This is a genomic window from Methanomassiliicoccus sp., assembly GCA_033485155.1.
Lineage (GTDB): Archaea > Thermoplasmatota > Thermoplasmata > Methanomassiliicoccales > Methanomassiliicoccaceae > UBA6.
Window position 1 is genome coordinate 26,529 of the sequence record JAWQJJ010000008.1, and the last position, 26,929, is coordinate 53,457.

General features: G+C 61.5%; 28 protein-coding genes. 22 read left to right on the forward strand and 6 right to left on the reverse strand.

Annotated features, from left to right (window positions below; translation table 11 throughout):
- Positions 1–113 precede the first annotated feature (113 nt).
- From SA339_11290 to SA339_11300, 3 genes are all read left to right on the forward strand, one after another.
- The gene (locus SA339_11290; protein ID MDW5563801.1) at positions 114–521 is read left to right on the forward strand and encodes a DUF6015 family protein; all 408 of its coding nucleotides are present in this window, start codon (positions 114–116) and stop codon (positions 519–521) included.
- Positions 522–592: 71 nt separating this feature from the next.
- On the forward strand, positions 593–2,491 hold the full coding sequence (locus SA339_11295; protein ID MDW5563802.1) for an ATP-dependent DNA helicase: 1,899 nt from the start codon (positions 593–595) through the stop codon (positions 2,489–2,491).
- Positions 2,492–2,575: 84 nt separating this feature from the next.
- Positions 2,576–3,205 carry an acetate uptake transporter gene (locus tag SA339_11300; GenBank protein ID MDW5563803.1) on the forward strand — a complete coding sequence of 210 codons (630 nt, stop codon included), beginning with the start codon at positions 2,576–2,578 and terminating at the stop codon, positions 3,203–3,205.
- A gap of 42 nt (positions 3,206–3,247) precedes the next feature.
- Here SA339_11300 and SA339_11305 read toward each other — a convergent pair whose 3' ends face one another.
- On the reverse strand, positions 3,248–4,009 hold the full coding sequence (locus SA339_11305; protein MDW5563804.1) for a 4Fe-4S binding protein: 762 nt from the start codon (positions 4,007–4,009) through the stop codon (positions 3,248–3,250).
- Between the two features lie 63 nt (positions 4,010–4,072).
- Here SA339_11305 and SA339_11310 point away from each other — a divergent pair, with 63 nt between their 5' ends.
- Positions 4,073–4,852: a helix-turn-helix domain-containing protein gene (locus SA339_11310; protein ID MDW5563805.1), complete on the forward strand. Its 780-nt coding sequence runs from the start codon at positions 4,073–4,075 to the stop codon at positions 4,850–4,852.
- Here the strand turns inward: SA339_11310 and SA339_11315 are convergent.
- Complete coding sequence (locus SA339_11315) at positions 4,847–5,185, reverse strand: cupin domain-containing protein (GenBank protein MDW5563806.1); 339 nt, start codon at positions 5,183–5,185, stop codon at positions 4,847–4,849. The genes SA339_11310 and SA339_11315 overlap by 6 nt on opposite strands.
- 135 nt (positions 5,186–5,320) lie before the next feature.
- Between SA339_11315 and SA339_11320 the strand changes: the two genes are divergently transcribed.
- Genes SA339_11320 through SA339_11330 form a run of 3 tightly spaced genes read left to right on the forward strand, consistent with a single transcriptional unit; the run spans position 5,321 to position 6,949 of the window.
- Positions 5,321–5,884 carry a CDP-2,3-bis-(O-geranylgeranyl)-sn-glycerol synthase gene (locus SA339_11320; GenBank protein MDW5563807.1) on the forward strand — a complete coding sequence of 188 codons (564 nt, stop codon included), beginning with the start codon at positions 5,321–5,323 and terminating at the stop codon, positions 5,882–5,884.
- Position 5,885: 1 nt separating this feature from the next.
- Positions 5,886–6,416 carry an orotate phosphoribosyltransferase gene (gene pyrE, locus SA339_11325; GenBank protein MDW5563808.1) on the forward strand — a complete coding sequence of 177 codons (531 nt, stop codon included), beginning with the start codon at positions 5,886–5,888 and terminating at the stop codon, positions 6,414–6,416.
- Positions 6,413–6,949 (forward strand): uracil-DNA glycosylase, encoded by a 537-nt coding sequence (locus SA339_11330; GenBank protein ID MDW5563809.1) that lies wholly within the window; start codon positions 6,413–6,415, stop codon positions 6,947–6,949. Before pyrE ends, SA339_11330 begins: the two co-directional genes overlap by 4 nt.
- On the opposite strand, the gene SA339_11335 is transcribed toward SA339_11330, so the two are convergent.
- Together SA339_11335 and SA339_11340 are read right to left on the reverse strand one after the other, a co-directional pair.
- Entirely contained in the window at positions 6,915–7,613 is a 699-nt protein-coding gene (locus SA339_11335) for a glycosyltransferase family 2 protein (GenBank protein ID MDW5563810.1), read from the reverse strand. The genes SA339_11330 and SA339_11335 overlap by 35 nt on opposite strands.
- Before the next feature lie 59 nt (positions 7,614–7,672).
- Positions 7,673–8,485, reverse strand: coding sequence for a glycosyltransferase (locus SA339_11340; protein ID MDW5563811.1), 813 nt, complete (start codon positions 8,483–8,485; stop codon positions 7,673–7,675).
- Positions 8,486–8,562: 77 nt separating this feature from the next.
- On the opposite strand from SA339_11340, the gene SA339_11345 reads away from it, so the two are divergent.
- Positions 8,563–9,042: a pyrimidine dimer DNA glycosylase/endonuclease V gene (locus SA339_11345; protein ID MDW5563812.1), complete on the forward strand. Its 480-nt coding sequence runs from the start codon at positions 8,563–8,565 to the stop codon at positions 9,040–9,042.
- On the opposite strand, the gene SA339_11350 is transcribed toward SA339_11345, so the two are convergent.
- A complete protein-coding gene (locus SA339_11350; GenBank protein ID MDW5563813.1) occupies positions 9,043–10,017 on the reverse strand; it encodes a Gfo/Idh/MocA family oxidoreductase in 975 nt (324 codons plus the stop codon).
- A gap of 101 nt (positions 10,018–10,118) precedes the next feature.
- Here SA339_11350 and SA339_11355 point away from each other — a divergent pair, with 101 nt between their 5' ends.
- From SA339_11355 to SA339_11410, 12 genes are all read left to right on the forward strand, one after another.
- Complete coding sequence (locus SA339_11355) at positions 10,119–11,420, forward strand: nucleotide sugar dehydrogenase (protein ID MDW5563814.1); 1,302 nt, start codon at positions 10,119–10,121, stop codon at positions 11,418–11,420.
- 160 nt (positions 11,421–11,580) lie between these two features.
- Complete coding sequence (locus tag SA339_11360; GenBank protein ID MDW5563815.1) at positions 11,581–12,042, forward strand: acyltransferase; 462 nt, start codon at positions 11,581–11,583, stop codon at positions 12,040–12,042.
- Positions 12,039–13,133 (forward strand): DegT/DnrJ/EryC1/StrS family aminotransferase, encoded by a 1,095-nt coding sequence (locus tag SA339_11365; protein ID MDW5563816.1) that lies wholly within the window; start codon positions 12,039–12,041, stop codon positions 13,131–13,133. Before SA339_11360 ends, SA339_11365 begins: the two co-directional genes overlap by 4 nt.
- A complete protein-coding gene (locus SA339_11370; GenBank protein ID MDW5563817.1) occupies positions 13,130–14,083 on the forward strand; it encodes a Gfo/Idh/MocA family oxidoreductase in 954 nt (317 codons plus the stop codon). Before SA339_11365 ends, SA339_11370 begins: the two co-directional genes overlap by 4 nt.
- A 5-nt stretch (positions 14,084–14,088) precedes the next feature.
- Positions 14,089–15,204, forward strand: coding sequence for a glycosyltransferase family 4 protein (locus SA339_11375; GenBank protein MDW5563818.1), 1,116 nt, complete (start codon positions 14,089–14,091; stop codon positions 15,202–15,204).
- A 92-nt stretch (positions 15,205–15,296) separates the two neighbouring features.
- The gene (locus SA339_11380; GenBank protein MDW5563819.1) at positions 15,297–16,208 is read left to right on the forward strand and encodes a UDP-3-O-(3-hydroxymyristoyl)glucosamine N-acyltransferase; all 912 of its coding nucleotides are present in this window, start codon (positions 15,297–15,299) and stop codon (positions 16,206–16,208) included.
- Positions 16,209–16,210: 2 nt separating this feature from the next.
- Positions 16,211–16,615, forward strand: a complete 405-nt coding sequence (locus SA339_11385; GenBank protein ID MDW5563820.1) for a holo-ACP synthase — start codon at positions 16,211–16,213, stop codon at positions 16,613–16,615.
- Positions 16,608–16,853 (forward strand): acyl carrier protein, encoded by a 246-nt coding sequence (locus SA339_11390; protein ID MDW5563821.1) that lies wholly within the window; start codon positions 16,608–16,610, stop codon positions 16,851–16,853. The genes SA339_11385 and SA339_11390 overlap by 8 nt, the downstream gene beginning before the upstream one ends.
- A gap of 13 nt (positions 16,854–16,866) precedes the next feature.
- On the forward strand, positions 16,867–18,348 hold the full coding sequence (locus SA339_11395; protein ID MDW5563822.1) for an AMP-binding protein: 1,482 nt from the start codon (positions 16,867–16,869) through the stop codon (positions 18,346–18,348).
- Complete coding sequence (locus SA339_11400) at positions 18,338–19,432, forward strand: hypothetical protein (GenBank protein MDW5563823.1); 1,095 nt, start codon at positions 18,338–18,340, stop codon at positions 19,430–19,432. Before SA339_11395 ends, SA339_11400 begins: the two co-directional genes overlap by 11 nt.
- 4 nt (positions 19,433–19,436) lie before the next feature.
- Positions 19,437–20,741 (forward strand): acyl-CoA reductase, encoded by a 1,305-nt coding sequence (locus SA339_11405; GenBank protein ID MDW5563824.1) that lies wholly within the window; start codon positions 19,437–19,439, stop codon positions 20,739–20,741.
- On the forward strand, positions 20,728–21,468 hold the full coding sequence (locus SA339_11410; GenBank protein ID MDW5563825.1) for a 3-oxoacyl-ACP reductase family protein: 741 nt from the start codon (positions 20,728–20,730) through the stop codon (positions 21,466–21,468). Before SA339_11405 ends, SA339_11410 begins: the two co-directional genes overlap by 14 nt.
- Positions 21,469–21,471: 3 nt before the next feature.
- Here SA339_11410 and SA339_11415 read toward each other — a convergent pair whose 3' ends face one another.
- Positions 21,472–22,104 carry a PIG-L family deacetylase gene (locus SA339_11415; protein ID MDW5563826.1) on the reverse strand — a complete coding sequence of 211 codons (633 nt, stop codon included), beginning with the start codon at positions 22,102–22,104 and terminating at the stop codon, positions 21,472–21,474.
- Positions 22,105–22,424: 320 nt separating this feature from the next.
- Here SA339_11415 and smc point away from each other — a divergent pair, with 320 nt between their 5' ends.
- Together smc and SA339_11425 are read left to right on the forward strand one after the other, a co-directional pair.
- Complete coding sequence (smc, locus tag SA339_11420; GenBank protein MDW5563827.1) at positions 22,425–26,027, forward strand: chromosome segregation protein SMC; 3,603 nt, start codon at positions 22,425–22,427, stop codon at positions 26,025–26,027.
- On the forward strand, positions 26,024–26,929 hold the full coding sequence (locus tag SA339_11425; protein ID MDW5563828.1) for a chromosome segregation protein ScpA: 906 nt from the start codon (positions 26,024–26,026) through the stop codon (positions 26,927–26,929). Before smc ends, SA339_11425 begins: the two co-directional genes overlap by 4 nt.

Genomic DNA, 26,929 nt, shown 5'->3' on the forward strand with positions numbered 1-26,929 from the left:
TCTACCGATTGATAGCCAACTCTCAAAGTGCTTATATGATGACTTCCAAAAAAGCTTTAGCTCTTCAAAGATGGCCTGAAGAAAACGGAATGTCAGAGGGGGTAGGTTGGGAAATGATGAAAAATGAGAAGAACGTAAATGACAGCACTTTGACTTTGGATGAACTGACGCTCGCCATAAGAAATGGCATCGACAAGGAGGGAATGCCCGACGAGCAGGCAAAGGAGATGGCCCAGCATATCCTCAACTTCTTTGGTTACAGCGAGAGGATCATCGACAATATCCTTGAGCCCGAAGACAGGGACGCTTTCTACATGCTCGAGGACACTGGCATACTCACGACTGAGCGCGAGGAGACCACTTTGTACGATGGACGTGAATGGAGAATCCACTACTGGTTGTTCCGTAAGGAGCGCATTCACGAGCTGATCGATGGAAAAGGCTCATTGGAAGGGGACACCGCCGGGTCGATGTCCATATACGATGAGCTGACCGATGAGGCCTGGCAGAGAAGCCATTAGTCCCGCCCTCGGTCTCAAATGCGGTGCGCCCACCGAAAAGCACATCTAGCACCAAAGTTTGAGTTCCCCGGATGGACCTCTTCCCCTATACTCCCAGGTCGCACCAGGCAGAGCTGGTCAAGGCGATCTCCGCCAATGTGAGGTCGGGAGCTCACTTGGCAGTGGAGTCCGGCACCGGAACGGGGAAGACCATATGCGCGTTGAGCGGGACGCTGCAGTCAGCCCTGGAAAAGGGCAAGAAGGTGATCTATCTCACCAGAACGAATTCTCAACAGCGGCAGGTAATGCTTGAGCTGAGGAAGATCAACAACCTTCGTCCGGTGTTCGGAATCGGCCTGCAGGGACGCCAGAGCACCTGTCCCCTGATCCAGCGGGATCCAGAGCTACGGTCAGGCTCTCCTGAGGAGCTATCCAAGCTGTGCGCTGAGCGCAAAGCGCGCGCTCGGGAAGGCAAGGAGGGCGGCTGCCGTTTCTACGCCAACGTGCTGTCCACTGACTTCAATGAAATCCTTCACCACTGCCAGGAGAATCTCCCGACGGTGGAGGAGTTCACTGCCTACTGCGATCAACGAGGGCTATGCCCCCACGAGCTGGCCAAGGACCTGTTGCCCCATGCTTCGGTGGTTACCGCCCCCTACGCCTACTTCTTCATGCCCTTCATCCGCCACAACCTGCTGGACTGGATGAACATCCCCATCTCCGAAGCGGTAGTCATTGTGGACGAGGCTCACAACCTGCCGGATTACGCACGGGAGATACGCTCGGTGACGCTTTCATCGCACCTCCTCAGTCTGGTAAGGAAGGAGGTGGACGAGTTCGGGGACCCCGAGGTAGCGGAAGGTATCAGCGTGCTGGACGTGGTGCAGCAGTGCGAGAAGCGGCTCAAGGAGGCACTGGATGAGTTCCTCATCGAGGATGACGGCCTGATTCCCCCACCCTTCCTGGAGGAGGGCCTCATGAGCGCTTTCAGGACCACCTCCGCCGGGATATCGACGATGGCCAAGACCATGATGGTGTACGGTGACACCATCAGGGAGGAGAAGAGAAAAAGAGGACGTCTCCCCCGTTCGTACATTCACTCCCTCGGCGGTTTCCTGCAGTTCTTCCTCGATCTGGACGATGAGTGCTACGTCAAGCTGGTGACAGGTGGCGATAACCCCTCGTTCGAGGCGTATTGCATGGACCCCTCCCTGGCGTGCAAAGCGGTGCTGGAGTGCAGTGCCTCGGTGCACATGTCAGGAACGCTCCAACCGCTCAATGAGTACCGCGATTCCATAGGACTGCCCCGCGCCTCGGCCATGCTCACCTTTCCCTCGCCGTTCCCGCCGGAGAACCGTGCGGTCCTCTTTCTGGAGGACGTGACCACCAGGTATGAGGACATCGTCAAGGACGAGGACATCGTGACCCGCATGGAGGATTATGCCGTATCGCTGTGCAACGTCCTGGACCGCAACACCGTGGTGTTCTTCCCTTCATATGCGCTCATGGACCGGTTCATCGGCGACGGCATATTGAGCCGCATCCGCCGGAAGGTGCATATCGAGAAGCGAGGCATGGCCCAGAACGAGCTGATGGATGAGGTGGGCAGGTTCAAAGGCTCTGCGGAGGAAGGAGCTGTGCTCTTCGCGGTGATGGGCGGGCGGATCAGCGAGGGAATCGACTTTCCGGACAGGGAGCTAGAGGCGGCCATCGTGGCCGGGATACCGTACCCCAAACCGACGGCCAAGCAGCGCGCCTTGCTGCACTACTATGAGGTCAAGTTCGGGCGAGGCTGGGAGTACACGGTGAAAGCGCCGGTGACCAGGAAGCTGCTCCAGGCGATAGGTCGGCTGATAAGGACGGAGTCGGATGTGGGGGTTGCTGTAATCCTGGACCGTCGGGCGAACCAGTTCTCCGACCGACTGGACGTCACGAGCACAGAGTTCGTGGTGAACGATGTCCTGAACTTCTTCGTCCGTCACGGCCGCTGAGGTCATTCGCAGCGTGGGTTGCTTTTTCGGTCATGGAGACCTGTCATGATTAAATATCCAAGCCCGGGTAGAGGGCTGGAACATATGACCGCCTCAGCTATGGGTACGATCATAAAGGACAGCTCTGCCAACCCCGCCCCCCTGGGGCTGATGGGGTTCGGAATGACCACGATAATGCTTAGCCTGCATAATGCCGGATTGATCCCCCTGGGGGCCGCCATCCTCGCCATGGGGATACTATTCGGAGGCCTCGCCCAGCTTATCGCCGGATTGATGGAATGGAAGAAGGGGAACACCTTCGGAATGACCGTGTTCGCCTCCTTTGGGTTCTTCTGGTTGATCATCGTCATGATCATCCTGGCCCCGAAGCTAGGCATCGCCGGCACCGAGGCCCCTGAAGCCATGGCCGCCCTGTTCTTCCTATGGGGTCTTTATTCGGCCTACCTCACGGTCGGAACGGTCGGCACCAACCGGGTGACCCAGGCGGTCTTCGTCGCTCTCACCATTGTGCTCCTCCTGCTCTCCGCTTCGGAGGCCCTAGCCTCCGGTGATGTGAAGGTGGCGGCCGGGTGCGTGGGCGTGCTAGCTGGTGCCTTGGCGGTCTACTCGGCGATGGCCCAGGTCCTGAACGAGGCGCTGGGCCGCGAGGTCGTGCCCGTGCTCAAGGTTGCGCGGGCCACGAAGAACACGGCCGAGGGTAGTTCCGCGGAGTGATCACCAGGCCGAAGTGTCTGGCGAGAGCGATTGACGCCAGTCTTATCCTCGGGGCCTACGGCCAAACCTCAGGGCCCCGTGGGGGCACACGGCGATGCATCGACCACAATAGTAGCATCGTTCCGGGGTGCCCCCTTCTTTTGGTCCCTCTGTGGGGCAAGCGCGTACGCAGCGGCCGCAATCGGTGCATTCATCGGTCCGGTGGAGCCGGAACACGCTTTTACGGGTTATGAGGGAAGCCAGGGCCCCGAACGGGCATAGCAGTTCGCACCAAGGGCGGTAAATAAACAACGAGGCCACCACGATTACGCCTATGGCGATCGCTGGCAAGAGGGCCCACCTCAGGTCGAAGATCGAGAACGGGTCCCACTTCGGATAGAATGTGGTCAGGGCGGCCAAGGCCAGGAAGAGTATGAAGAAGCCCCATCGAATTCGGCCAGCCCACGTGCTTCCGATGATCATCCTTCTCCTGACCGGTACGGAGATCAGCTCTTGGACGGTTCCCAGGGGACAGGCGTAACCGCAGAACGCCCTTCCCATGATGAGCGCCGTAGTGAGCAGGACGCCCAGCCCAAGGAGGGGCAGCAAGGAGATTTGACCCCACCTCAGCGATCGAACCAAAGCATCTAGCTGTGCCACCGGGTTAGGGACGCCCCCTAACGCAAGGCCCATGACGAGCAGGACCGCGACCTGCATCGAGATGGCCACCCGGCGGGTCAGCATCTGTCGAGACAAAAGTATGGCCAGAAAAATGATGATCGCCAGCGAGAGAACCAGACCGATCAGCATATGGAGCGAGGTCATGAGCCCCCGTCCACCCGGAGGATACTTATTATTGCTGTCACCCTGTGAGGGTGCTACGGGAATATGAGGTACGATGACAAGCTGATCTCCAACCTAAGGATGCTAGGGCTGACTGACTATGGGGCCCGTGCCTATCTCGCCCTAATCACCTATGGTCCACTGGGCGCGTCCGCCGTAGCCGAAGCGTCCACGGTACCTCGCTCCAAGGTCTATGATGTGCTCCGTCGCCTGGTGAGAGAGGAATGGGTCACCACCACGGGCACCCGCCCCATGAGATATGCGGCTTGCGACCCCCGGAAGGTCATGGGTTCCCGCAGGGAGAGGATGATCGATGAGCTTGACTCGACCGCCGCGGAGCTGCGCACCAGGTACGATGGTGTGGTGGAGAAGGAGCCCCCCAACGCATGGATGGTTCGAGGATCGCAGAACATAGCCGCCCGGGTCAGAGAAATACTGGGACGAGCACGTGAGGAGGTCCTGTTGCTCGGCGCGCTCTACATGCGAGAGGAGCTGGAGGTCATGGTCCAGGTAGCTCCAGAGCTCCGCCGGAAGGGGGTAAGGGTCAGGGTCATGACCCGGTCAACCATCGCCACCGCCGATGGGGGTCTCGATCTGGTCAAGGAGCTGAGGCCGCTCACCGAGGAAGTGCGGATCATACGTACGCCCATGATCAAGTTCATAGTGGCAGATGGAAGGGACATCATGATCATGTTCTCGCCAGTGGTCGGAGAGGTCCCTGATGTGGCTAGTTCCTTGGCCATCTGGATGCCTCGGTCTGAGGTCGCCGCTCAGATGAAGGATAATTTCTACATGATGTGGGACGGGGCCGTGTCCGAGCTATAGCAACTTGGTCTTCTCGTTCGGCCGGGGAAGTTTCATCACCAAGATGCGCAGCGGAGAGGTTCCGATGTTGCGCCACAGGTGCGGAACTCCCTTGGGGCTCTCCACCATCGTGTCCTGCCTTACCGTCTCCTTTTCCTCACCGATTTCCACCTCTCCCTGGCCTTCGAGCACGTAGAAAGCCACGTCCACCGGCGTTATGTGTCTCTTGAGGGCCTCTCCCGGCAGCAGCTTCAGGTGAGATATCAGCGCGTGGTCGTGATCATAAATGGTCTTGGCCTCGACGCCATGGGGGTTCGCCTTGGACAACGCCTCGGCCAGGGAGATCATCTTCATGAGCCTCGCGAGGCCTTCAGAGCAGCTATAACATTTTTGTCACCAGGCCGGGGTGCGGGGGGACTGTCAGGCTTCAGGCCCATGACCGTAGATGGCGGATAAAGGTAATCTATCGGATGCGCCTTCCTGCCTCCGATGGACCTGATCCTGGTCGCACTCAGCGGCATATTCCTATTCCTTCCGGCGCTGGTTCCCAATTCGGCGGCGGTGCTCTTCGGAGGCGGAACGCCGGTCGATTTTGGCCGCATGTGGAGAGGGAAGCGCATCCTGGGGGACGGCAAGACCTGGACCGGCCTCGTCGGCGGCGTGGCTGCCGGCACGTCACTGGGAATTCTGCTGACGATCGTCTCCAGGGTCCTCGATTTCCCGGAGCAGTGGACATGGGGCACCGGGATGGATGCACTGGGAGTGGTGTTCGCCCTGGCTCTGGGTTCGTTGCTGGGAGACATGACCGGGGCATTCATCAAGCGCCGGCTGGGCATGGAGCGAGGGCACAAGGCCCCGGTTCTCGACCAGTACGATTTCGTGGCTGGAGGGTTGGGGATCGCCGCGTTGCTGTATCCTGCGTGGGTCGCCTCGCGGTATATCGAAGGGGAGAGCATCATAGCGCTGATCGTCCTCTTGATCTTCGTGCCGGTCCTCCACCGCAGCGTCAACATAATCGGGTTCAAGATGGGGAAGAAGAAGGAGCCGTGGTAGGATGAACAAGAGGACCAAGGAGGCGCTGCTGCGCTGCAATGCCCTGATGTACGGGGACTTCACGCTGGCATCCGGGAAGAAGAGCGAGTACTATATCGACATCAAGAAGGCGAGCACCGACCCGTACGTCCTGGAGGTCATCGCCGACGAGATGGCGCGGGAGATCCAGCTGCGCGGCCTCACGGTGGACAAGATCGCCGGTGTCGTGCTCGGATCCATACCCTTGGCCGTCGCCCTCTCGCTGCGGACCAAGATACCATACATCATGGTGCGCAGGGAAAAGAAGGATCACGGCACCCAGAAGATGATCGAAGGTGCGTTGAGCGAGGGAGAAAGGGTCCTCATGGTCGAGGATGTCGTGACCTCCGCCGGCTCGGTGGTGGAGGCCATAGGTACCGTGCGCTCCGCCGGTGCCCTCGTCAGCGACGTGCTGTGCGTGGTGAACCGCCAAGAGGGTGGGGAGCAGAGGCTCGCGGACATCGAGGTCAGGCTCTCGGCCCTGGTTACCGCCGAGGACATCGTGAAGAGATGACCGTTCTCAAGGACTGTCAGCGCTGCGCCCTGTGCCAGGGGCGCACCAACGTCGTCATGCCCGACGGCGACCCCTCGTCACCCATCGCGTTCGTCGGCGAGGCCCCCGGGGCCAAAGAGGATGAGGCCGGACGGCCGTTCGTCGGCTCGTCAGGCAAAGTCCTCACCAAGCTTCTGGAGGAGGAGGGTCTGCCTCGTGAGAGGGTATTCATCACCAACACCGTGAAGTGTCGGCCCCCCGGGAACCGTGAGCCCACGCAGGAAGAGATGGACGCCTGCTATCCATGCCTGGAGGCGGAGCTGGAGAGCCGCAGGGTGGTGGTCACCCTCGGCCGTTCGGCGGCCCGGGATGTGCTGAAGCGGCCGGTGTCGATGAAGGACGAGGTGAACCGACCCCGCAATATCCAGGTTCGGGGGAAGGAGATGGTGCTCATACCGGCGTACCATCCGGCCGCCAGCTTCTACAACCGTACGGTTAAGGACAGCATCAGGGAGAGCATCAGGATCGCAAGGACTTATCTCGAGGGCCCTTGAATCTCTTGACCCACAGGAACGAGAAGTTATACCAGCCGTCCTTCCATGAGGACAGTTTGACCTCTCCCACCCGCCGCCGGTAGCGGATCATGACCTCTCGGGAGCGTAGCTTGCGGAAGGCCTCGATCTTGATTTCCTCGGAGAAGGGCATGCCATCGCTGGTGACGTTGATCTTCAGCAGGGCAGCTCGGCGGAAGACCCACATCCCGCTCTGCGAGTCGCGTATCTTGCGGCCGAACAGCAGTCGGGTGGTGAACGATAGCGCCAGGTTGCCAATCTTGTGCATATCACTCATGGCTCCCGGTTCCATATGGCCGAACCGGTCGGTGGTGATGAATTCGAGATCGTCCTTGTCCAAGATCTCCATCAGCTGGATGATCTCCTCCGCGGGATAGGTGCAGTCGCCGTCCATGGTGGCGACGACCTCTCCATGGGCCCGTTCGAAGCCGGTCTTGTACGCTCTGCCGTACCCCTTGCGCGGCTCCTCGATCACCACCGCGCCCCTTCCCCTGGCGATGTCCCCTGTCCCGTCGGTCGAGCGGCCGTCTACGATCATTATCTCATAATCGAAAGATTTCCCATCCAGGGCGGACCTTAGCTCGTCGATGACCTCACCGATGCACTTTGCCTCATTGAGCGTGGGGATGATGACACTGAGCTTCAAGAAGAACGCTAGACGTGAAGGAGAAGAGCATATAATAACCTCTCCCGGTCAGTGTGCGGTCAGCTGGCTTCCTTTCTCTCCCTCTTCCCATACGGCCCCTTGTCGTCGAACAGCTTGAATCCGATGTAGCCCATGAGAGCGATGACGAGGCGCGTGAGCGCCCAGAAGGTCATCTTCTGCTTGAACATGCGCAAGGGATCGTAACGTCCCCACAGATTGCCATGCTTGAGCGTAAGCTGCTTCCTTCCCGCGCCGTTCCAGAACGCCTGGCGGAAGAATCCGTAGACCGTGGACTTGGTGCGCCGGTAGATGATGGCGTCCGGGTTCCAGGCGATCGTGTAGCCGGCGTCCACGGCCCGGTAGTTGAGGTCGATGTCCTCGGCGGTGATGAACCAGGTGTCGAAACCGCCCACCTTCTCCAGAACCTCACGGCGGAAGGCCATGTTGGCCGAGGGATACGAGACATCATAGCCCTTGTGATACAGTTCGACGCGATCAAGGTCCTCCCAGGCCTTGAGGCCGATCATGATCGAGCGCCCCGCCACGATGTCCGCTCCCTGCTCGAAGCTTCTGCGAAGCTCGCGGATCCAGTTGGGGTTGGCAAGGTCGTCCCCACCGGTGAAGGCCACGACCTCTCCGTGGGCTTGGGAGATCCCATAGTTCGTGCTCTCCCCCCGCCGACCGGGGTGGATATACATCCTAATGAACGGGTACCTGGCCTCGTACTTCCGTACGATGTCCTGGGTGCGGTCTTTGGAGGCGGCGTCCACCACCACGATCTCCAGCGGACCTTCTTGTATGACCAGACTGTCCAGGAGGTCGGCGATGTACCGCTCCTCGTTCATGATGTTCAGGACCACGCTCACCAACATAAGAGAACCATGTTATCTCCTAACTCCCATAAAACGATTGGCGATGGATAGATGGCCTGGCGCACACTTGTAGGTGTATGCGCCTGTGGAGCATCCACCCCCGTTACCTGGACCCTCCAGGGCTGGGAGGATTGTGGCGTGAGGCCCTGTTAGCCCAGGGCGTCGTGGCCGGGAGGACCCTCGCCTACCGCAACCATCCCCAGACCAGAAGGTTGCTGGAGCAGCCAGATCCCTGGGGGGCGATCCACGACTACCTGATCGGGGTGTGGGACGAGGCCCATCGCCGCGGGTACGCGTACCAGAGATCCCGCATTCTTCCCCACGCGGGCGATCATCCCATGGAGGTCCCGCGAGGGCAGTTCGAGTATGAGGCCGCACTGCTACGCCTCAAGCTGGAAGCGAGGAGCCCCCGCTATTTGGCCGGGCTGCCGAGGCCGGGCGATGCGTTGCCTCATCCCAGCATCAGGATGGTGGAGGGGGGCATCGCCTGGTGGGAACGGCCACGAAAGGAGGTCCTTCGGCGACTCGTCGGATACCTCGATGACAGGAGTATTTGATCAAAGCGGCACGCGGCATCCCTCGCGCATCGAGGTCAGCGCCGCGGCGCAGATGGAGACATTCTCCAGGGCGTTCCAACCATCGCACTCCGACCGGTCGCCGCGCTCGGCGGCGTCGACGAAGCTCTTCAGCTCGCGCTTCAGGGGTTCCTCCTTGCGTACGTACACTTGATGAGTATCCAGCTCTATGGGCATCGAGGCCATGTTCGAGGTGTCCACATGCTCCATGTGGGAGGTGGAGAACTGCAGGCTCTGGTCCATGTAATCCATGACCGCGTAGCCGTCGGAGCAGGTGATGGACACCTTTCGCACCTTCATCGGCGTCAGCCAGTTCACCTCCACCATGCCCGTCGAGCCGCCCGCGGTCTGCAGCAGGAGGGTGGCGTGGTCTTCGAAACGATCATTGGCCATCCGCCCACCTAGGGCATACACCGATTCGACCTTCTCCTTGGTGAGGTATCGGATGACGTCGACATCGTGTATCGCCAGGTCCATGACGACTCCCACGTCCCGGATGCGAAAAGGGTAGGACGACACCCGCCGGGAAGCGATGGATACGACCTTCCCGAATCGCCCAGAGGTGAGGGCGTCCTTGGTTGCGGCGACGACCGGGTTGAACCTCTCCACGAAGCCGGAGGCGATGGTGACTCCCTTGTTCTCCGCCAGCTCGCAAAGCTCCCTCGCTCTCACGACGTCCCCGGTAAATGGCTTCTCCACCAGCACCGAGCGGCCCTGGTTGACCGCGCTGACCGCGGCGTCGAAATGGTACTTGGTGGGCGTGCAGATGCTCACCGCGTCCACCTCTCGTATTAGCGCATCCATATTCGAGTACGGCTTGACGCTGAACCTCTTGGCCACCCTACCGCATGCCTCGGAGTCGACGTCGAATACTCCGGCGAGGCACCCCATCTCTGAATATATGCGGGCATGGTTCTGCCCCATGGAGCCGGTGCCGATCACTCCCACCCTGAGCATGCCGCGATAAGCATCGTCATCGCTTCTAAACCTTTTCCAGCTAGTGTCAGCAGGCGAAAGAGCGCAAAACCCTTAAGTCCAGCGTCCCCGTTGACGGCGCCATGAGCATCCGGTCGGTCGCCGTCGTCGGGGCAGGCTATGTCGGTCTCCCGGTGGCGTGCATGTTCGCCAGCAAAGGTATTCCCACGCTGGCGGTGGACATTGACTCCGCACGAGTGGAGAAGATCAACCGCGGCATATCGCCAATTGAGGGCGAGGAGCCCGGCCTGGCCGAACTCATATCCGACGCGGTGAAGACCGGCATGCTCACGGCGACCACCGACTATGGCCGGATCTCCACCGCGGACGCCATCATCGTATGCGTGGACACGCCCATCGACGAGGCGACGAGGAAGCCGGTGCTGAGGATCCTGAGGTCCGCGGCCCGCTCGGTGGGGGAGCATATGAAACGGGGCGCACTGGTCTCCATCGAATCGACTTTGCCTCCAAGGACCATGCAGGATGTGGTAATGCCCATCCTCGAGGAGGCTAGCGGGATGGGGGCGGGAAAGGACTTCCTGCTGGTTCACTGCCCCGAACGGGTCATGCCCGGCCGGCTTCTGAAGAACCTGAGCGAATACGACCGGGTGCTGGGCGGATACGATATTCCGTCGGTCGAAGCGGGCAGGGAGCTGTACACGATCATCATGGGCGGAAAGCTACACACCGCCGACCTATTGCACGCAGAGATCTCCAAGACCTTGGAGAACGCCTATCGTGATGTGCAGATCGCCTTCGCCAACGAGGTCGCCCTCGCCTGCGAGGAGCTGGGCGCCGACGCTTTCGAAGTGAGACGGCTGGTCAACACCTGCCCGTTCCGCGACATGCACATCCCGGGGGCGGGGGTCGGCGGTCACTGCCTTCCCAAGGACTCGTGGTTGTTCGCCTCCTCCCTGAAGGAGTTCAAGCCGACCATCATCACTTCTGCCCGTAAGGTCAATGAGCATATGCCGGAGCACATGGTCGAGCTGGTGGAGGACGTCCTGTCACGGGCCGGGCGGGAGCTATCGGGCTCCAGGGTCGCCGTCCTCGGGTTGGCGTTCCTCCGTGACTCGGACGACACCAGGCACTCGCCGTCATTGACGATCATCGATCGCCTGCTCGACCGCACCGAGCTCGTGGTGCACGACCCGTATGTAGCGAAGGAGTACCGCGTACCCCTGGTGCGGGACCTCGGCGAGGCGGTCAGGGACGCGGACTGTCTTGTCCTCGTCACCGATCACTCTTGCTATCGAGACCTTGACCTCGGAAAGGTCGCACGGGCGATGCGCACGCCGACCATCGTGGACGGGAGGAACCTGTTCTCGGCCGATGCCTGCCGCCGCGCGGGATTCGTGTACCGTGGCATCGGGAAGGGGACCTAGGGACCAAACCTGAGCGGTCACCATGACAGCGAGCACAAGCTCGTCATGTGGCCGGGTCGATCATGCCATGCGCTCAACGGATCACCGGCTGATCGCTGAACTGGCATCTCTGTGAGCCATCACCAAATGTTTATGGCCCGGAAGATACTTTGCGCGCCAGATGAAGCTCTTGGCCGACTATTATTCGATAAAGGATTGTGATATCGGGGAGGACACCATCGTCCGCGACTTCGTCAACCTCTATGGATGCAAGATCGGCCGAGAATGCAGGATCGCCGCGTACGTTGAGATCCAGCGGGACGTGGTTATCGGCGACCGGGTGAAGGTCGAAGCCTTCGCCTTCATCCCCTCGGGGGTCACCATCGAAGACGAGGTCTTCGTAGGTCCGCGAGCCACGTTCACCAACGACCTCCACCCCCATGCAGTAGGCGATTGGGAGATCACCCCAACCGTAGTAAAGAGGGGGGCCTCTATCGGCGCCGGCGCGGTCATCGTGTGCGGGGTGACCATCGGCGAGAACGCCATGGTCGGCGCCGGCGCGGTGGTCACCAAGGACGTGCCCTCCGGAGCGCTGGTCGTTGGCAATCCAGCTCACCAGATCGTCAGGAAGGGAGAAAGATGAACAAGATCCAGGTATCCAAGCCCACCGTCACCGAGGAGATGGTGGAGGCCATGGCCAACGCGGTGCGCAACGAGCGGATGGTCCTCGGGGAGAGCGTGTTCAAGTTCGAGGAGGAGTTCGCCAGGTACATCGGGACCGAGCACGCCATATCCGTGTCATCGGGGACGGACGCGCTGATCCTTACCCTTATGGCTCTGAATCTGCGAAGCAGAGAGGTCATCACCACCCCGCTGTCGTTCATCGCAACCGCCAACGCTGTCGTGCACGCCGGGGCCACACCGATCTTCGCCGACACCTCGGCCAAGGATTACAACATCGATCCCGCGGAGGTTCGCCCGGGGCGCAACACCGCCGCCGTAATGCCCGTCCACCTGTTCGGCCATCCATCGAGGATGGACGAGCTCCGGGAGGCGGCGGGGGACAAGGTCAAGATCATCGAGGACGCCTGCCAGGCCCATGGAGCAGTATACCGTGGAAAGAAGGCAGGGGCCATAGGCGACGCCGGTTGCTTCTCATTCTACGCCACCAAGAACATGACCGTAGGCGGGGACGGCGGCATGATCACGACGAGCGACAAGCGTCTGGCAGACGATCTTCGTAAGCTTCGCGATTGCGGTCGGACCTCGAGATACATCCACGACGTGTTCGGCTTCACGGCGAGATTGAACACCGCCAACGCCGCCTTCGGCCGCGTGCAGCTGAAGCATCTCGACGAATGGAATGAGCGTCGGCGCGCGATCGCCCGCCGCTACGCCGAGAGACTCAAGGACGTCGAGCAAGTAGTCCTACCGCCCATGCCCTCTAGGGACGTCACCCCGGTGTTCCATCTGTTCGTCATCCAAGCCGATGACCGGGACTCACTGGCGAGGTCACTGCAGGCGAGGGATATCGACACCGCCGTCCACTATCCGGTCCCCATCCACCTGCAGCCAGTGTACAAGGACGCCTTCGGCTTCTCCGAAGGCAGCTACCCGGAGAGCGAGAGGCTGGCGAGCCGCGTTCTCTCCCTCCCTATCTTCCCAACCCTCACCGATGGAGAGGTCGACCGGGTGTGCGAGGGCATAATCGACCACTATGGGGGAAAGAGATGAGGCGGATCGAGGTCGCTGTCCTGGGTGTCGGCTACTGGGGCAAGAAGATAGTCGACGAGTACAGCAACATCCCCGGGGTGAAGGTCAAGGCTATCTCGGACCAGATGGATAAAAATTTGGAGTTCTGCCGGGACCGCTATGGGGTCGAGAACCTCTTCCACGACTATCGCGATGTGTTGGAGGACGAGGACATCACCGCCGTCAACGTCTGTCTGCCCAACAACCTGCACTACCAGGCGTGCAAGGATGCTCTGGAGGCAGGCAAGCACGTCCTGGTGGAAAAGCCGATCACCCTCAGCTCCAAGGACGGCGTTGAACTGGTGGAGCTGGCCAACGCCCGAAATCTCGCCCTGTCGGTCGGTCATATATACAGGTTCAACAACGCACTCCTGGAGATGCGCCGCCTCATGGGCCAGAACTTTTTCGGAAAGCCGTACAACATGAACTTCGTGTGGATGAACCTCGAGCCACCCTTCCCCGACCGTGACGTCATCGTCGACCTTGCCCCGCACTTCTTTGACATGGTCAACTTTATCTTCGATGCCTGGCCGGCCAAGATCACCTGCACCGGGAAGCCGTACCGGAGGAAGGAGATGGAGGAACTGGCGTACATCACCTGCGAGATGCCGTCGGGCGTGCTCGCCAACGCCACATTGAGCTGGCTGGCGCCCCGCAAGGTCCGCCAGATCGAGATTATCGGGGAGAACCGCTCGGCGCTGATCGATGCTGTGGCCCAGGACGTGACGATCTACGAGAGCGGGTACACCTACAAGCTGGGGATCGAGAGGAACAATACCATACGCACCGAGCTGACCAATTTCCTGCAGTCCATCGGGGACCCGTCCACCGAGACGCGTAACTCCGGCAACGTGGGCGTCAGGACCGTGGAGATGATTGAGAAGAGCATGGAATCGTTGCGGGAAGGCCGGACCGTGGACACCGGTGCCTGAGGGACATGGCCAAGATCCTGATGCTCGTGACCAACGAGTACCGCCCTGACCCCCGGGTGCACAAGGAAGCGAAGGCTCTCATCGAGGGCGGTCACGAGGTCACGGTCGCGGCCTGGGACCGGCCGGGTTCGAGGCCGCTCCGCGAGACCGTGGAGGGGGTCAGGCTCCATAGAGTCCGCACTGGCAGGGTCGACGGGCAAATGGCCCTCGTCCTCAACTATCCACTCTTCCTCCTGCGCTCTCTGATCGCGGCGAAGGAGGAGCATCCGGAGGTCGTCCACGCTCACGACCTGGACACCCTGCCCATCGGCCTCCTTATCTCCCGCCTGAGGTCGATCCCCCTGGTCTACGATGCTCACGAGCGGTACGCCAAGATGATCGCCATGGATGTACCGGCGGCCGTTTCGCGGGCGGTGGAGAGGTTCGAGCAGCTTCTTCTGCCCCGTGCGGACCTGGTCATCACGATCAACGAGGCCATGGCCGGAGAACTGGAGAAGCACACTCGGGATAAGGTTCTGGTGATCATGAACGTCATCGAGCTCCCTCCCCGGTCCAAGATCAAGGAGCACCGGCCGCATGATGCCCTGGTGCTCTTCAACCCAGTGACCTTCGAGCCGATGCGGTACCTCGAGGAGAGCATGGCGGCGATGTCCCACATCGACCGATGCATCCTGCGCCTCGCTGGCTCGGGCCGCCTGCTCCAGGCGGTGGAGAGGGCGGCTAAGGAGCACGAAAACATCGAGTTCCTCGGGCACCTGCCGTTCACCAAGCTCATGGAGGAGTACGAGAAGGTCGACGTTGTGCTAATCCTCGCCGATCCGGCCAACGAGAACTACCGCACCGGGACAGCGAACAAGATGGGTGAGGGGATGGCTTTCGGCCTTCCTCTGCTGGCATCCAAGGGCACCCTGAGTGCCGAGGTGGTAGAAAGGGAAGGCTGTGGCCTTACCTTCGACTGGAGCGAGGAGAACTTCCGGGAAGCCATCGACCGTCTGCGGGATCCGGTGGCGAGGGCGGAGATGGGCCGGAAGGGCCGCGCGGCCGCGGAGAGAGAACACAATTGGGGAACGATGAAGGACCGGCTGCTGAGGTCGTACTCCCGTCTGCTCTCCGTCAGGTAGCCAACGGCCTCGAAGTATTTATCACGCCGAGGAGGATTGCCAAAGAGGATCCGGACGCTTAGGCCTCTCCCGGTCCCTGGAAGTGCGACCACATGTCGACAATAGCTCTCAAAGACGTCCTGGATGCGATACGGTGCGAGCACTCCGTCATCGGGGAACGAGACGTCACGGCGGACCGACCGTCGCCCATCGACACCGCCGACGGGCGGTGCATCACCTTCTGCAATAAGGGCGGGGAGATCGGAAGGAAGCTGCTTATGGCGACCGCCGCGGGCATAGTCATCACCGAGCGGGAGCACGCCGGGACCTGCAGGGACCTTGCCAGCCGCACATTCATCATCGTAGACGACCCCCGCCTGGCCTTTGCCAGGGTTGTGGAGGCATACTTCTCTACCAGGTGGCCGGTGGGCGTCAGCGGGTCTGCCCAGGTGAGCCCCCGGGCTACTGTGGGCAAGGGAGTATACATCGGTCCGCTCTGCGATGTGCGCGATGACGTCGTCATCGGGGACGACAGCCGGCTGGAGGGATCGGTGACGGTCCATGAGGGTGTAAGGATCGGTGACCGGGTCATCATTCGCGCCGGGGCGGTCATCGGCACCGACGGCTTCGGGTTCAACCGGGACCCGGAGGGCCGGCTGGAGAAGTTCCCCCAGATCGGCGGTGTAGTCATTGGCGACGACGTGGAGATCGGGAGCAATGTGTGCGTCGCCAGGGGCACCATGAGCGACACCGTCATCGGAAGGGGGACTAAGATCGACAATCTCGTGCAAGTCGCCCACAACGTCCGCATCGGAGAGGACTGCCTTATCACATCCATGGTCTGGCTGGGGGGCAGCGCCAGGATCGGGGATCGGTGCTGGCTCTCCCCAATGGTATCTGTCCTCAACGGCATCGCCCTGGGGAACGATGTCATGGTGGCGATGGGTTCGTCGGTCATCAAGGACGTTGCGGCCGGCGAGTATGTGGCGGGGAATCCCGCGCGACCGACCATACGCAAGAGGTGAACATGAACATTGGGTCGCCCGACTATGGTGGCGCGGAGGGCGTGCTGGGCATCGGGGTGGACCTGGCCGAGGTGCCGAGGTTCCGCGGCCTGGACCACCGTACGGTGGGGCACTTTCTTACCTCTCGGGAGATCGAGGAAGTCTTCGCCCGAGAGGAGCCGGCCCCGACCCTGGCCGGGCGGTTCGCGGCCAAGGAGGCGGTGATCAAGGCGCTGGGAACCGCCTTCCCCGCAAGCCGTTTGTTCTACCACGACATCGTCATCGACCATCTGGACTCCGGCGCGCCGCAGGCCAGTGTCACCGGGATCGATGCTGGCAATATCCAAATATTACTAAGTATCTCCCACACCGCGGAGCTTGCCATCGCCTTTGCGATGGTGGTCCAGAGGGACGATCGACATGGATGATGCCCAGCTAACCACCCTGAGGACGATATTCTGCGAGGAGCTGAACCTGGAGGACAAGGACCTCGTGGACTCGACCGCCTACAACGCGCTGGAGGCGTGGGATTCGCTGACCCACCTGAAGATCGTGTCGAGGATCGAGGAAGCCTTCGGCATCGAGATGGAAGTGGACGACATCATAGCCATGGAGAACTTCGCCAAGGCCAAGACTATCGTCAGCAGGTACTTAGGGCAGTCCTAGATTCAGGTGGATGATGAACTTCGTGGACTTCCTGTTCGAGCGGTCCGGGGACTGCGACGGTGAGTTCATCGCCGGGGTTAAGGAGACCATTACCTTCCGCGACCTGCATTCAAGGGTCGACACCCTCTCCAAGTGGATGGCGAGAGAGCATGGCTCAGGGAACGAGGTCCTCATCCTCGCCGATAACAGCGTATTCTTCGTCCTCACCTACCTGGCGACGATGAGGAGCGGTAACGTGGCCCTGTTGGTGGAGACGAGGATCAGCAAGGAGGACCTCTCCACGCTGATGTCGACCTGCCGCCCGATGCTGGCGTTCATGCAGTCCCGCTTGGCGGCCAAGGCCGTTCCCGGCGTCCCGCTGCTCACCGAGGACGACCTTCCGAGCCTTGAGGTGAAGGAAGACCTCCGCCCAACGGTCTCCGAGGACGACCTGGCGGCGGTAGTGTTCACCTCAGGCAGCACCGGGGCGAAGAAGGGCGTGATGATTACCCACGGCAACCTGATCGCCAACACCTCGTCCATCGTGGAATATCTTGAGCTCGATGCGTCGGACCGCATGATGGTCGTCCTGCCTTTCTACTACTGCTACGGAGCATCGCTGCTGCACACCCACCTGAGAGTGGGGGGCAGCGTGGTCATCAACCACAGCATCTTCCTGGGCGGGACGCTGGATGAGATTGACCGTTTCGGCTGCACCGGCCTGGCCGGGGTGCCCTCCACCTACCAGATACTCATCAATCGCACTCCCTTTCTGAAGCATCGCTTTGCCACCCTGCGGTACATGACCCAGGCCGGGGGACGCCTGGAGCCGCGGTTCATCTCTATGATTGCCGACGCCTTCCCCGATATCAGCTTCTTCGTCATGTACGGTGCCACCGAGGCCACCGCCCGCATGTCCTACCTGCCTCCGGCGCTACTGCGGTCGAAGACCGCGTCCATTGGTAAGGGCATCCCTGGCGTAGTCCTGGAGGTCCTGGATGATAATAGCCGGCCGGTGCGGCCCGGAGAGACTGGAGAAATCGTGGCCTCCGGACGCAATATCATGAGGGGCTACTATGGGGACGAGGAGGGCACCAGGAGTGTGCTCCGGAACGGCCGGTACCATACCGGGGACCTGGCCACCGTGGACGAGGACGGGTACATCTACGTCGTAGGTCGGTCCAGGGACATAATCAAATGCGCCGGTTACCGCGTCTCGCCGTACGAGGTGGAGCAGGTCGTGCAGAGCGCCGAGGGCGTGGACGGAGTGGCTGTGGTCGGTGTGCCGGACGACATCCTGGGTGAGGCCATAGTGGCCGTGGTCAGGAGGGGCGGGGAGGCGACCGAGGACGAGGTCCAAGCGCGTGTGACGAACATCTGCCGGGAGCGTCTGCCGTCGTACAAGGTCCCCAAGCACCTGGCGTTCCTGACAGAGATCCCCCTGAACTCGTCGAACAAGGTGGACAAGATCCGCATCCGTGAGCTGCTGGCAAGGGGTGAGCTTCATGTTCGGTGAGCTGGAGGAACTGCTTCGCATCCCTCCATACTCGCTGAGCGAAAAGGAGAAGGAGGCTCGGCTGCTTCCCATCATCCGCCTGGGAGCAGGCAAGGCGCTGGTCAACCGGCATGTCCGTTCGATGTACTCCAAACTCGGGGTCTCGCCCGAAAGCATGGAGGATTTGGCCTCAGTGCCGGCGGTCCCGGTGCGCATGTTCAAGGACTTCGACCTCACCACCTGTGACCCCGAGGACATAGTTCGTGTGTTGCGTTCCAGTGGCACCACCTCCCACCGCCCCAGTGTCGTCCCCCTGGATAAGATCACCACGACCAATCAGACCAAGGGACTGAGGAGCATCCTGGGCGCGTACCTGGGGGACAAGCGAAGGGTCATGCTGGTCGTTGATCACCCCGGGATCAACGCTCCCGGCCGGGAGCTGAGCGCCCGGGGAGCGGGCGCCCGAGGTCTTTCCATCTATGCCCGGGAAGTCGTCTACCTGCTGAAGGAGGAGGACGGGGGGCTGGTGCTGGACCTTGAGGCCCTGGACCGCGCCCGAAAGCTGGCCTCCGTCAACGAGGTCTACGTCTTCGGTTTCACCTATATCATTTGGTCCGTCTTCTGCGCCCAGATGGAGGAGCGTGGGTTGAGGATGGATCTTCCCCGGGCGGTCGTCTTCCATGGCGGAGGTTGGAAGAAGCTCAAGGACCAGAAGGTCGACCGGGAGGTTTTTTCCTCCAGACTGTCGAGGCTGCTGGGTTGCGACCCCCGGGAGGTGCGGGACTTCTACGGCATGGCCGAGCAGACCGGGGTCATCTTTGTGGACTGTGAGTTCGGGCACAAGCATGTGCCGGTGTTCGGGGAGGTCATCATCCGCGACGTGCAGACCCTCAAAGAGTGCCCTCCGGGGAAGCGTGGGCTCATCGAGGTCATGAGTGTCCTGGGGCACAGCTACTATGGGCAGGCGGTCCTGACCGAGGATGTCGGTCGGATGCTGGGGACCGACGACTGTCCGTGCGGTCGCAAGGGTCGGTACTTCGTGGTGGAAGGGAGAGCTGAGCAGGCCGAGGCCCGAGGCTGCGGCGACACCTTCCGGGAGCGGTGAGTCCATGGTCCGCTGTCACCTGTTGGATGGCAGGTTCGTGGAGACGGACCTCCCGGACCTGGAGGCTGCCGTCGCCCTGCTCGAGGAGCGCCGTACCGCTCTTCATGCGCTCTCGGTCGACGATATCATCGAACTGCTGGCAAGGCTGGGTAAGGAGATGGTCCGAGATCCAGTGGTAAGCGCGATCGAAGGGGCGAGCTACATGAGCCTGTGGCTGAGGAGAGACAACCTCGAGCGCCTGCTGTCGATCGATCTCGTGAACAGAGAGGCGCTGGACCGCTTCTGCGAGGTCCAGCCCGGAGTGCTCATGCGGGCCCAGCCCCGGGGGGTGTCCTGTCATTGGCTGCCCAACAACGTGCCCACGCTGTCTTTCTTCTCACTCATGCTCGCAGTGCTGACCAAGAACGCCTCGGTGCTCAAGGTCTCCGAGGTCAACCGGGGAGTGCTCACCGCCGTCCTCAAGCGCCTTGCCCGCATCGAGGTGGACAGGAACGGCCGGATGATCTCCGGTTCGACCATCGTGGAGACGGTATGCATGATCTCCTTCGATTCCTCCCATCTCGAAGCGAACGAGATGATGTCCCAAGCCGCCGACATCAAGCTGGCGTGGGGGGGCAGCGAGGCGGTGAGGAGCGTGGCCGCGCTTCCCCAGAAGGACACCTGCGACATATTGCTGTTCGGGCCCAAGTACTCCCTGGCGGTGTTCGACCAAGCCTTCCTCGCCCGGGAAGACCTCGACAACGCTCTTAAGCCGCTGGCGATGGACGTGGCGCTGTTCGACCAAACCGCGTGTTCTTCCCCCCAGGTGGCCATAGTGGAAAGGGGAGCGATGTCGGCTAGAGAGTTCGCCGAGCACATGGCCCGCTGCCTGGAAACGCTGCCCCGCCGGATGCTCGGCACCCGGAGGCCGGAGGCCCGCTGCCTGGACATCATCAACGTCCGGGGAGCCTACCTGCTTTCTGAGGATAAGGACATCGTCATGCCCGGTGACCTTGGGTGGACGATCCTCATCGACCAGGACGCCGGTCTGCCGGAGCCGGTCCAGGGCAAGTGCCTCTTCGTCCGTGAGGTAGGCGATCTGCTGGAGGCCGCGGAGTGGCTGACCCGGAGGGTCCAGACCGTCGCGCTGTGCATCGAGGACCCCGACAGGAGGATGGCTTTCGCCAATAAAGCGTCCTACATCGGTGTTGACCGCTTCGTGCTCCCGGGGAGCATGAACGACTTTGCCCTGCCCTGGGACGGGATGCTGCCGCTGGGCAGGATGGTGCGGTGGACGACCATAAGGAGGAACGACAATGACCGAGGGTGATGTGGTCCTGGTGACCGGGGCCGGCAGGGGCATTGGTCGGGCGATCGCCCGCGCCGCGGCCGAGGCCGGGGGAACGGTGATTATCAACTACAACCAGTGCGAGGCGGGGGCCAAGGACCTGGAGGCGGAGCTGAGGTCGAAAGGCCTCCATGCGGAGACCTTCCAGGCAGACGTCTCCGTCGAGGCTGAAGTGCAGTCGATGTTCAAATTTGTCAGAGAGCGTTTCGGTCGGCTCGACGTGCTGGTCAACAATGCTGGCATAGTGGGCAACAACCTTCTTCTGATGACCTCCACCGAGGAGCTGGACCGGATAATCGCGGTCAACTGCCGGGGATCGTTCCTATGCCTCCGGGCTGCCGCCAAGATGATGCAGAGGCAGAAGGGGGGGCGGATCATCAACCTGGCGTCGATCGTCGGCCGGCTCGGCAACCGGGGTCAGGTCGCCTATGCGGCCAGCAAGGCCTACGTCATCGGTATGACCCTATCGGCGGCCAAGGAGCTGGGCCCGAGCGGCATATGCGTCAACGCCCTCGCCCCGGGTTTCATCGACACCGACATGACCAGGCAGCTCAAGGAGGAGGTGCGTCAGAGGCTGATCGCCGACACTCCCCTGGGCCGGGCAGGGCAGCCGGAGGACGTCGCCTCGGTAGCGCTGTACCTGATGTCCGAGGGCGCCGCCTTCATCAATGGCCAGATCATCGGGGTGGATGGCGGTCAGAGGATGTGACCCTCACATCCTCCACCGGATGACCTCGAAGGCCTCGGCGAAGCGGTTGTTGCACTGTACTCCGTGCATGCGGGCCATGCCGAAGATGAACTCCCGCTCGAAGTAGCTTCGACGGTTCACCATCTGGGAGCGGTACTCCTGCAGTGCCTCCCACTTCCTCTCCATGTGCCGTTCCTCCAAGGCCACGAACAGTTGGCTGTCGAACCGTACGTTGTTCCACGGAAGCTCATAGCATATTATGCTGGCCGAGGACTTGAATGCCCGGACCATCTCGTTGGCCACTACCTGGTGGTCCTGGTGGTAATCGTGGACGGAGGGGCCGATCACTATGTCCGGTCCGAACTTCGACCGCACCTGGACAAGGTGCTCCAGGACGTCCTGCCGATGCTCGCTCATGTGGCGCACCCGGAAGTCCAGGACCTCGCGGTGCTCATCATCCAGGCCATAACGCTGGATGACCTTCTCGAACTCCCTCGCCAGCGTGTCCTTGGGCATGCCCGCGGGCAGGGAATCCTCGGCCACAGAGAATGCCACCCATAGGATCTCATGCCCCTGCTCGATGAACTTGGCCACGCTGCCCCCGCACCCCAGCTCGACATCGTCGGTATGCGGTGACAGCAGCAGGATCTTCGTCATCGTCCAGGCAACCGCCGGCCAGATATTATAGTTGGCGTCCTGGCGGGACGGGCGCAGGAACGTCCCGGGCCCGGACGCCGAAGCGGTCCTCTTGTAACACGCCTCAAAAAATATTTTCTATGATTTTAATACAATTTTACATTGGTATACTGGCTCTGACCACTTTTTCGGGACATAAACCGGCAAACAGGCAACAAGAGTTATATAGTCTGATTTCATTTCTTTCTACCGTCCGACACGCGTCGGACTAGTGATGGGATGCGCGAACAGGGTACCAAGGAACTTGGTAACCCTCTTTCGCCTCCGATGGCGGAGGACGAATGTACCTTAGACAGATCGAGCTGGAGAACTTCAAGTCTTTCGGCAGGAAGCTGACCGTTCCACTATTAGAGGGCTATACCGCGGTCACCGGCCCCAACGGGTCCGGCAAGTCCAACATATCCGATGCCATCTTATTTGTGCTCGGTCCCAAGAGCTCCAGGGCCATCCGGGCCGGGAAGCTAACCGACCTGATATTCAATGGTGGCAGCAGCAAGCAGCCAGCCGACCACTGCAAGGTTTCTCTGGTCTTCGACAACAAGGACCGTTTGATCCCCATCGATGACGATACTGTCCGTCTGACCCGGCTGGTGAAGCTGGCCTCGGAGGGCGACGGGTATAGCTCGTACTTCTACGTCAACGAGCGTAAGTCCTCGCTCTCGGAGTTCGACATGCTCCTCTCCAACGCCCGCATCAGCGCCGAGGGCTACAACTTCGTGCAGCAGGGGGACGTCACCAGGGTGGTCACGATGTCCAACCTGGAGCGTCGGAGGATCCTCGACGACATCTCGGGCATCTCCAAGTTCGACGAGGAGATCCTCAAGGCCCAGAAGGAGAGGAACGAGGCCGACGCCAACATCGACCGCATATCCATCATCCTTAACGAGCTGCAGCGGCAGATCGACCAGCTGGAGCAGGAGAAGGAGGTGGCAATGACCTACCTCCGGACCAAGGAGACGCTCACCCGCTCTAAGGCTCAGCTGGCCCATCGCCAGAAGGAGAACGCCGAGGCCGAGATCGCCAGCACCCAGAAGCAGATCGCCAACATTCAGGCGGAGATCGTCACGCTACGGGAGCGCAAGGCGGCCATCGCCCAGTGGATCGCCAAGCTGGATGAGGGCATGGTACAGGTAGATCGCGAGCTGGAGGCCAGGGGCGGGAAGGAGTTCCGGGAGCTCAAGGAGAGGATCGACGCGGTGAAGATCCTGGTGGCCCGGTCAGAGGACCGCGCCGCAACCTCCTCCCAAGCGGCGGGCGAAGTGCAGACGGAGATGAGCGAGCGCGCGGTGGAGGAAAAGGAAACCGCCGCGGATGTCACCTCGCTGGTCGCCGAGCATGATGAGAAGGCCCGGCTGCTGGAGAAGGGCATGGCCGAGCTCATCGATAGGAAGGAGAAACTGGCCGAGGTTCAGGGCAAGATCAGCGCCTGCGACACCGAGCTCGCGGACCTGGAGAGGGACATCGCGGGGCGGGAGAAGGGCGTACGGGAGGCCGAGGAAGCTCTTAACCGCATGACGATGGACAGGGACCGATTGGAGGGCCGCAAGGAGCGGCTGGAGTCCGAGGCTGCCGCCTTTGACGAGGACATCAAGGCCCACGATTTTGGGGTCACCGATGCGGAGTGGAAGATCAAGGAGATCAAGGACCATGACAAGGGCTCGGGCAAGGAGCTGAAGGTCCTCCAGGAGGAGTTCCTCCAGAAGAAGGGGGCGGAGGCCCGCCTGACCAAGGAGAGCAACGAGCTGGAGCAGGCCATCAAGTCCCTGCAGCGGGAGGTGTCCCGCTTGAAGGCTGAGGAGGAGGCCGCCGGGGAGATCGCCCGGGGGTACAACCGCGCCGTGCGGGGGATTATGGAGGCGAGGGACGGGCGCACGATACGGGGCATCCACGGCACAATCGCCGAGCTGGCAGAGGTAGACCCGCACTATCAGACGGCGCTTAACGTCGCCTCCGGCAACCGCATGCAAGCCATAGTGGTCGATGACGATGAGGTCGCCTCACAATGCATCCAGCACCTGAAGCGTAATGGGCTGGGGAGAGCAACCTTCCTGCCTCTGACCAAGATGTTGGACGGCCGGCCGCGAGGAAAGGCCATCATGGCGGCCAAGGACGCGGTGGGTTTCGCCATCGACCTGGTCAAGTTCGACGAGCAATACCGTGCCGCGTTCTGGTATGTTCTCGGCGACACTGTCGTGGTGGACACCCTGGACAAGGCCCGTAGGCTCATGGGGGGTGTTCGCCTGGTCACCCAAGGCGGAGAGTTGCTGGAGGCCTCAGGGGCGATGGTGGGAGGGAACGTCGAGCAGACCCAGCTCAAGTTCGGGGCCGCGGCCAAGGGCCGCCTGGAGGAGGTCTCCGCCAAGCTCGACACTGCGATCCAATCATCCATCAAGCTTCAGACCGATCTGACCCAGGCCCGCTCGGACATGCTCGCCCTGGAGGCACGTATCCGAGAGCTGACTGGGGTCGGAGGGGCGTCATCGGTGACCCTCAAGGCCCTGGAGCGGCAGAGGGACGACCTGCGCGCCAAATTGACCCAGGTTGCCGGGGAGAAGACCAAGAAGGCGACCGAACTGGGCCAGGTGGCCACCGCGCTGACCGAGCTGGTCGGCAAACTCGCTCAGGCCGAGAAGGAGCTGGGCTCGAAGCGGATGGGCCGGGATGAGGCCCGGGCCAAGATGGAAAAGCTCGCTCCCCGGGAGATGGCCCAGAAGCTCAAGGCCTTCCAGGGCGAGGTTGCCGACTTGACCATCCGTACCTCCGAGCTGCGCTCGGCCAGGGACACTCTGGACGCCCGAATCAAGCTCACCCAGAAGCGCAGGGACGAACTTGTGGAGGCCCAGCGGCAGCTCGCCGAGAAGCTCGTCCGGTTGAAGAGGGAGGGCGAGGAGGCGACCGCCCAGGCGGTGCGCGCCCGGACCGATCTGGCCGCCCTGCGCAAGATTGAGGATTCCATGGGCCAGGAGATGAACGGCCTGCGCCAGCGCAAGGAGCAGCTGTTCAGGGAGAAGACCTCTCTGGAAGGGGAAAGGGATCGCATCACCGGCACGGTGGAGACCAAGGGCGAGATTATCATCGGCCTGAATACCCGAATCGCCCAGGGTCAGATCCGCATCGGCGAGTTGGAGGAGGAGCTCCGGCAGCTGAACACCCCGGTCGTCCTGCCCGCACCGTCCATGGATGCGCTGAGGGACATAATCCGCCAGTGTGAGAGCGCCATAAGCTCCATGGGCCCGGTGAACCTGAAGGCGGTGGACGATTATACCGAGAAAAAAGCCAGGCACGACGAGCTCAGCGCCGAAACCCGTCGTCTGGATGCCCAGCGCAAGGACCTCCTCAGGCTGGAGGAAGAGCTCAACCTGAAGAAGAAGGTGGCCCTGCTGAAGGTGTACGATGCGGTCAACCAGAACTTCCGGCAGGCCTACGCTGATCTGTCTCAAGGAGGAGAGGCCGAACTACTTCTGGAGAACCCGGAGGAGCCATTCCAGGGCGGGCTGGCCATCAAGGCCAAGCCGAAGCAGGGCAAGGTCCTGAGACTGGAGGCGCTCAGCGGAGGGGAGAAGTCCCTCACCGCCCTAGCCTTCATCTTCGCCATACAGGAGTACCAACCCTCGCCGTTCTATCTGCTCGATGAGGTGGACATGTTCCTCGATGGCATCAACGCGGACATGGTCGCTCGGAGGGTGCAGAAGTCGTCCAAGACCGCCCAGTTCGTACAGATCTCACTGCGTAAGATCACTCTGACCAAGGCCGACCACATTATCGGGGTCACCAAGCAGGAGGGCGGCATATCCCATGTCATCATCCGACCCAACATCTCCGATGTGAGCGAACTGCCGGCAGAACTTAAGATACAAGAAGAGAGGATGGAGGGAACATCATGATGTCTTGCGAGGCCGCGGAAGGGGTGCTCGGGCACCTCCTGTTCCACAAGGCTATGATCGACGATGACTCGGGCTCGGAGAAGATCGACCACTATCTGTCCATCCTCCGGGACGCCAACACCGCGCCGACCTCCCGGGACCCCCTGGACCGTTCCATCGAGACGGTCTTCGAGCTGGTGCTCTCCAACGATCTGGACCCCTGGGACATCGACCTCATGAAGTTCACCACGCTCTACGCCGAGCGGGTCAAGGAGGAGGAGGTTAACTTCGTCCTCGCCGGCAAGCTTATGTTGATGGCTTGGTCCATCCTGCGCATGCAGAGCGAACGGGTGCTCACCAACTCCGAGGTTCGGGCAGACGACTTCATGGACGACATGGAATGCCTCGACCTCTTCGTCCCGGAGGAGCCCCGGCGGGTGCTGGTGCTGCCGGACGAGATCGAGCTGGACGAGGTTGTCCGCCACCGTGGCTCTCGCCCGGTCACTCTCCTTGAGCTCCTGAATGCCTTCCAGGAGGCCCAGGAAGAGGAGGAGCGTAACGCCCTCCGGGAAAGGATCAGGGAGGCTAATCGCGCCAAGCTCAACGGCCTCTTCGACACCAAAGCCCACAACGATGACCTGGAAAAGGACGTCGAGGATGTGTGGCAGCGCATCTCCAAATGCGGCTCTGGCCCGGTGGAGATCGATGATCTCTGGAACGGCGGCCGGGAGGACCTGGTGACCGTATTCATGTCCCTGCTGTTCCTGGCTCGCTCGGGGAGGATCTCGGTGTGGCAGGACGACAGCCCTTACGGCACGATTAAGCTGGAGGTCAAGCTGGACTGGGATATCGGCACTCTGGAGGACGCTCCTTCGGTGCCCACCCCCCAGGCGCTTCCTCGGAGCAAGGAAGCGGTGATGTGA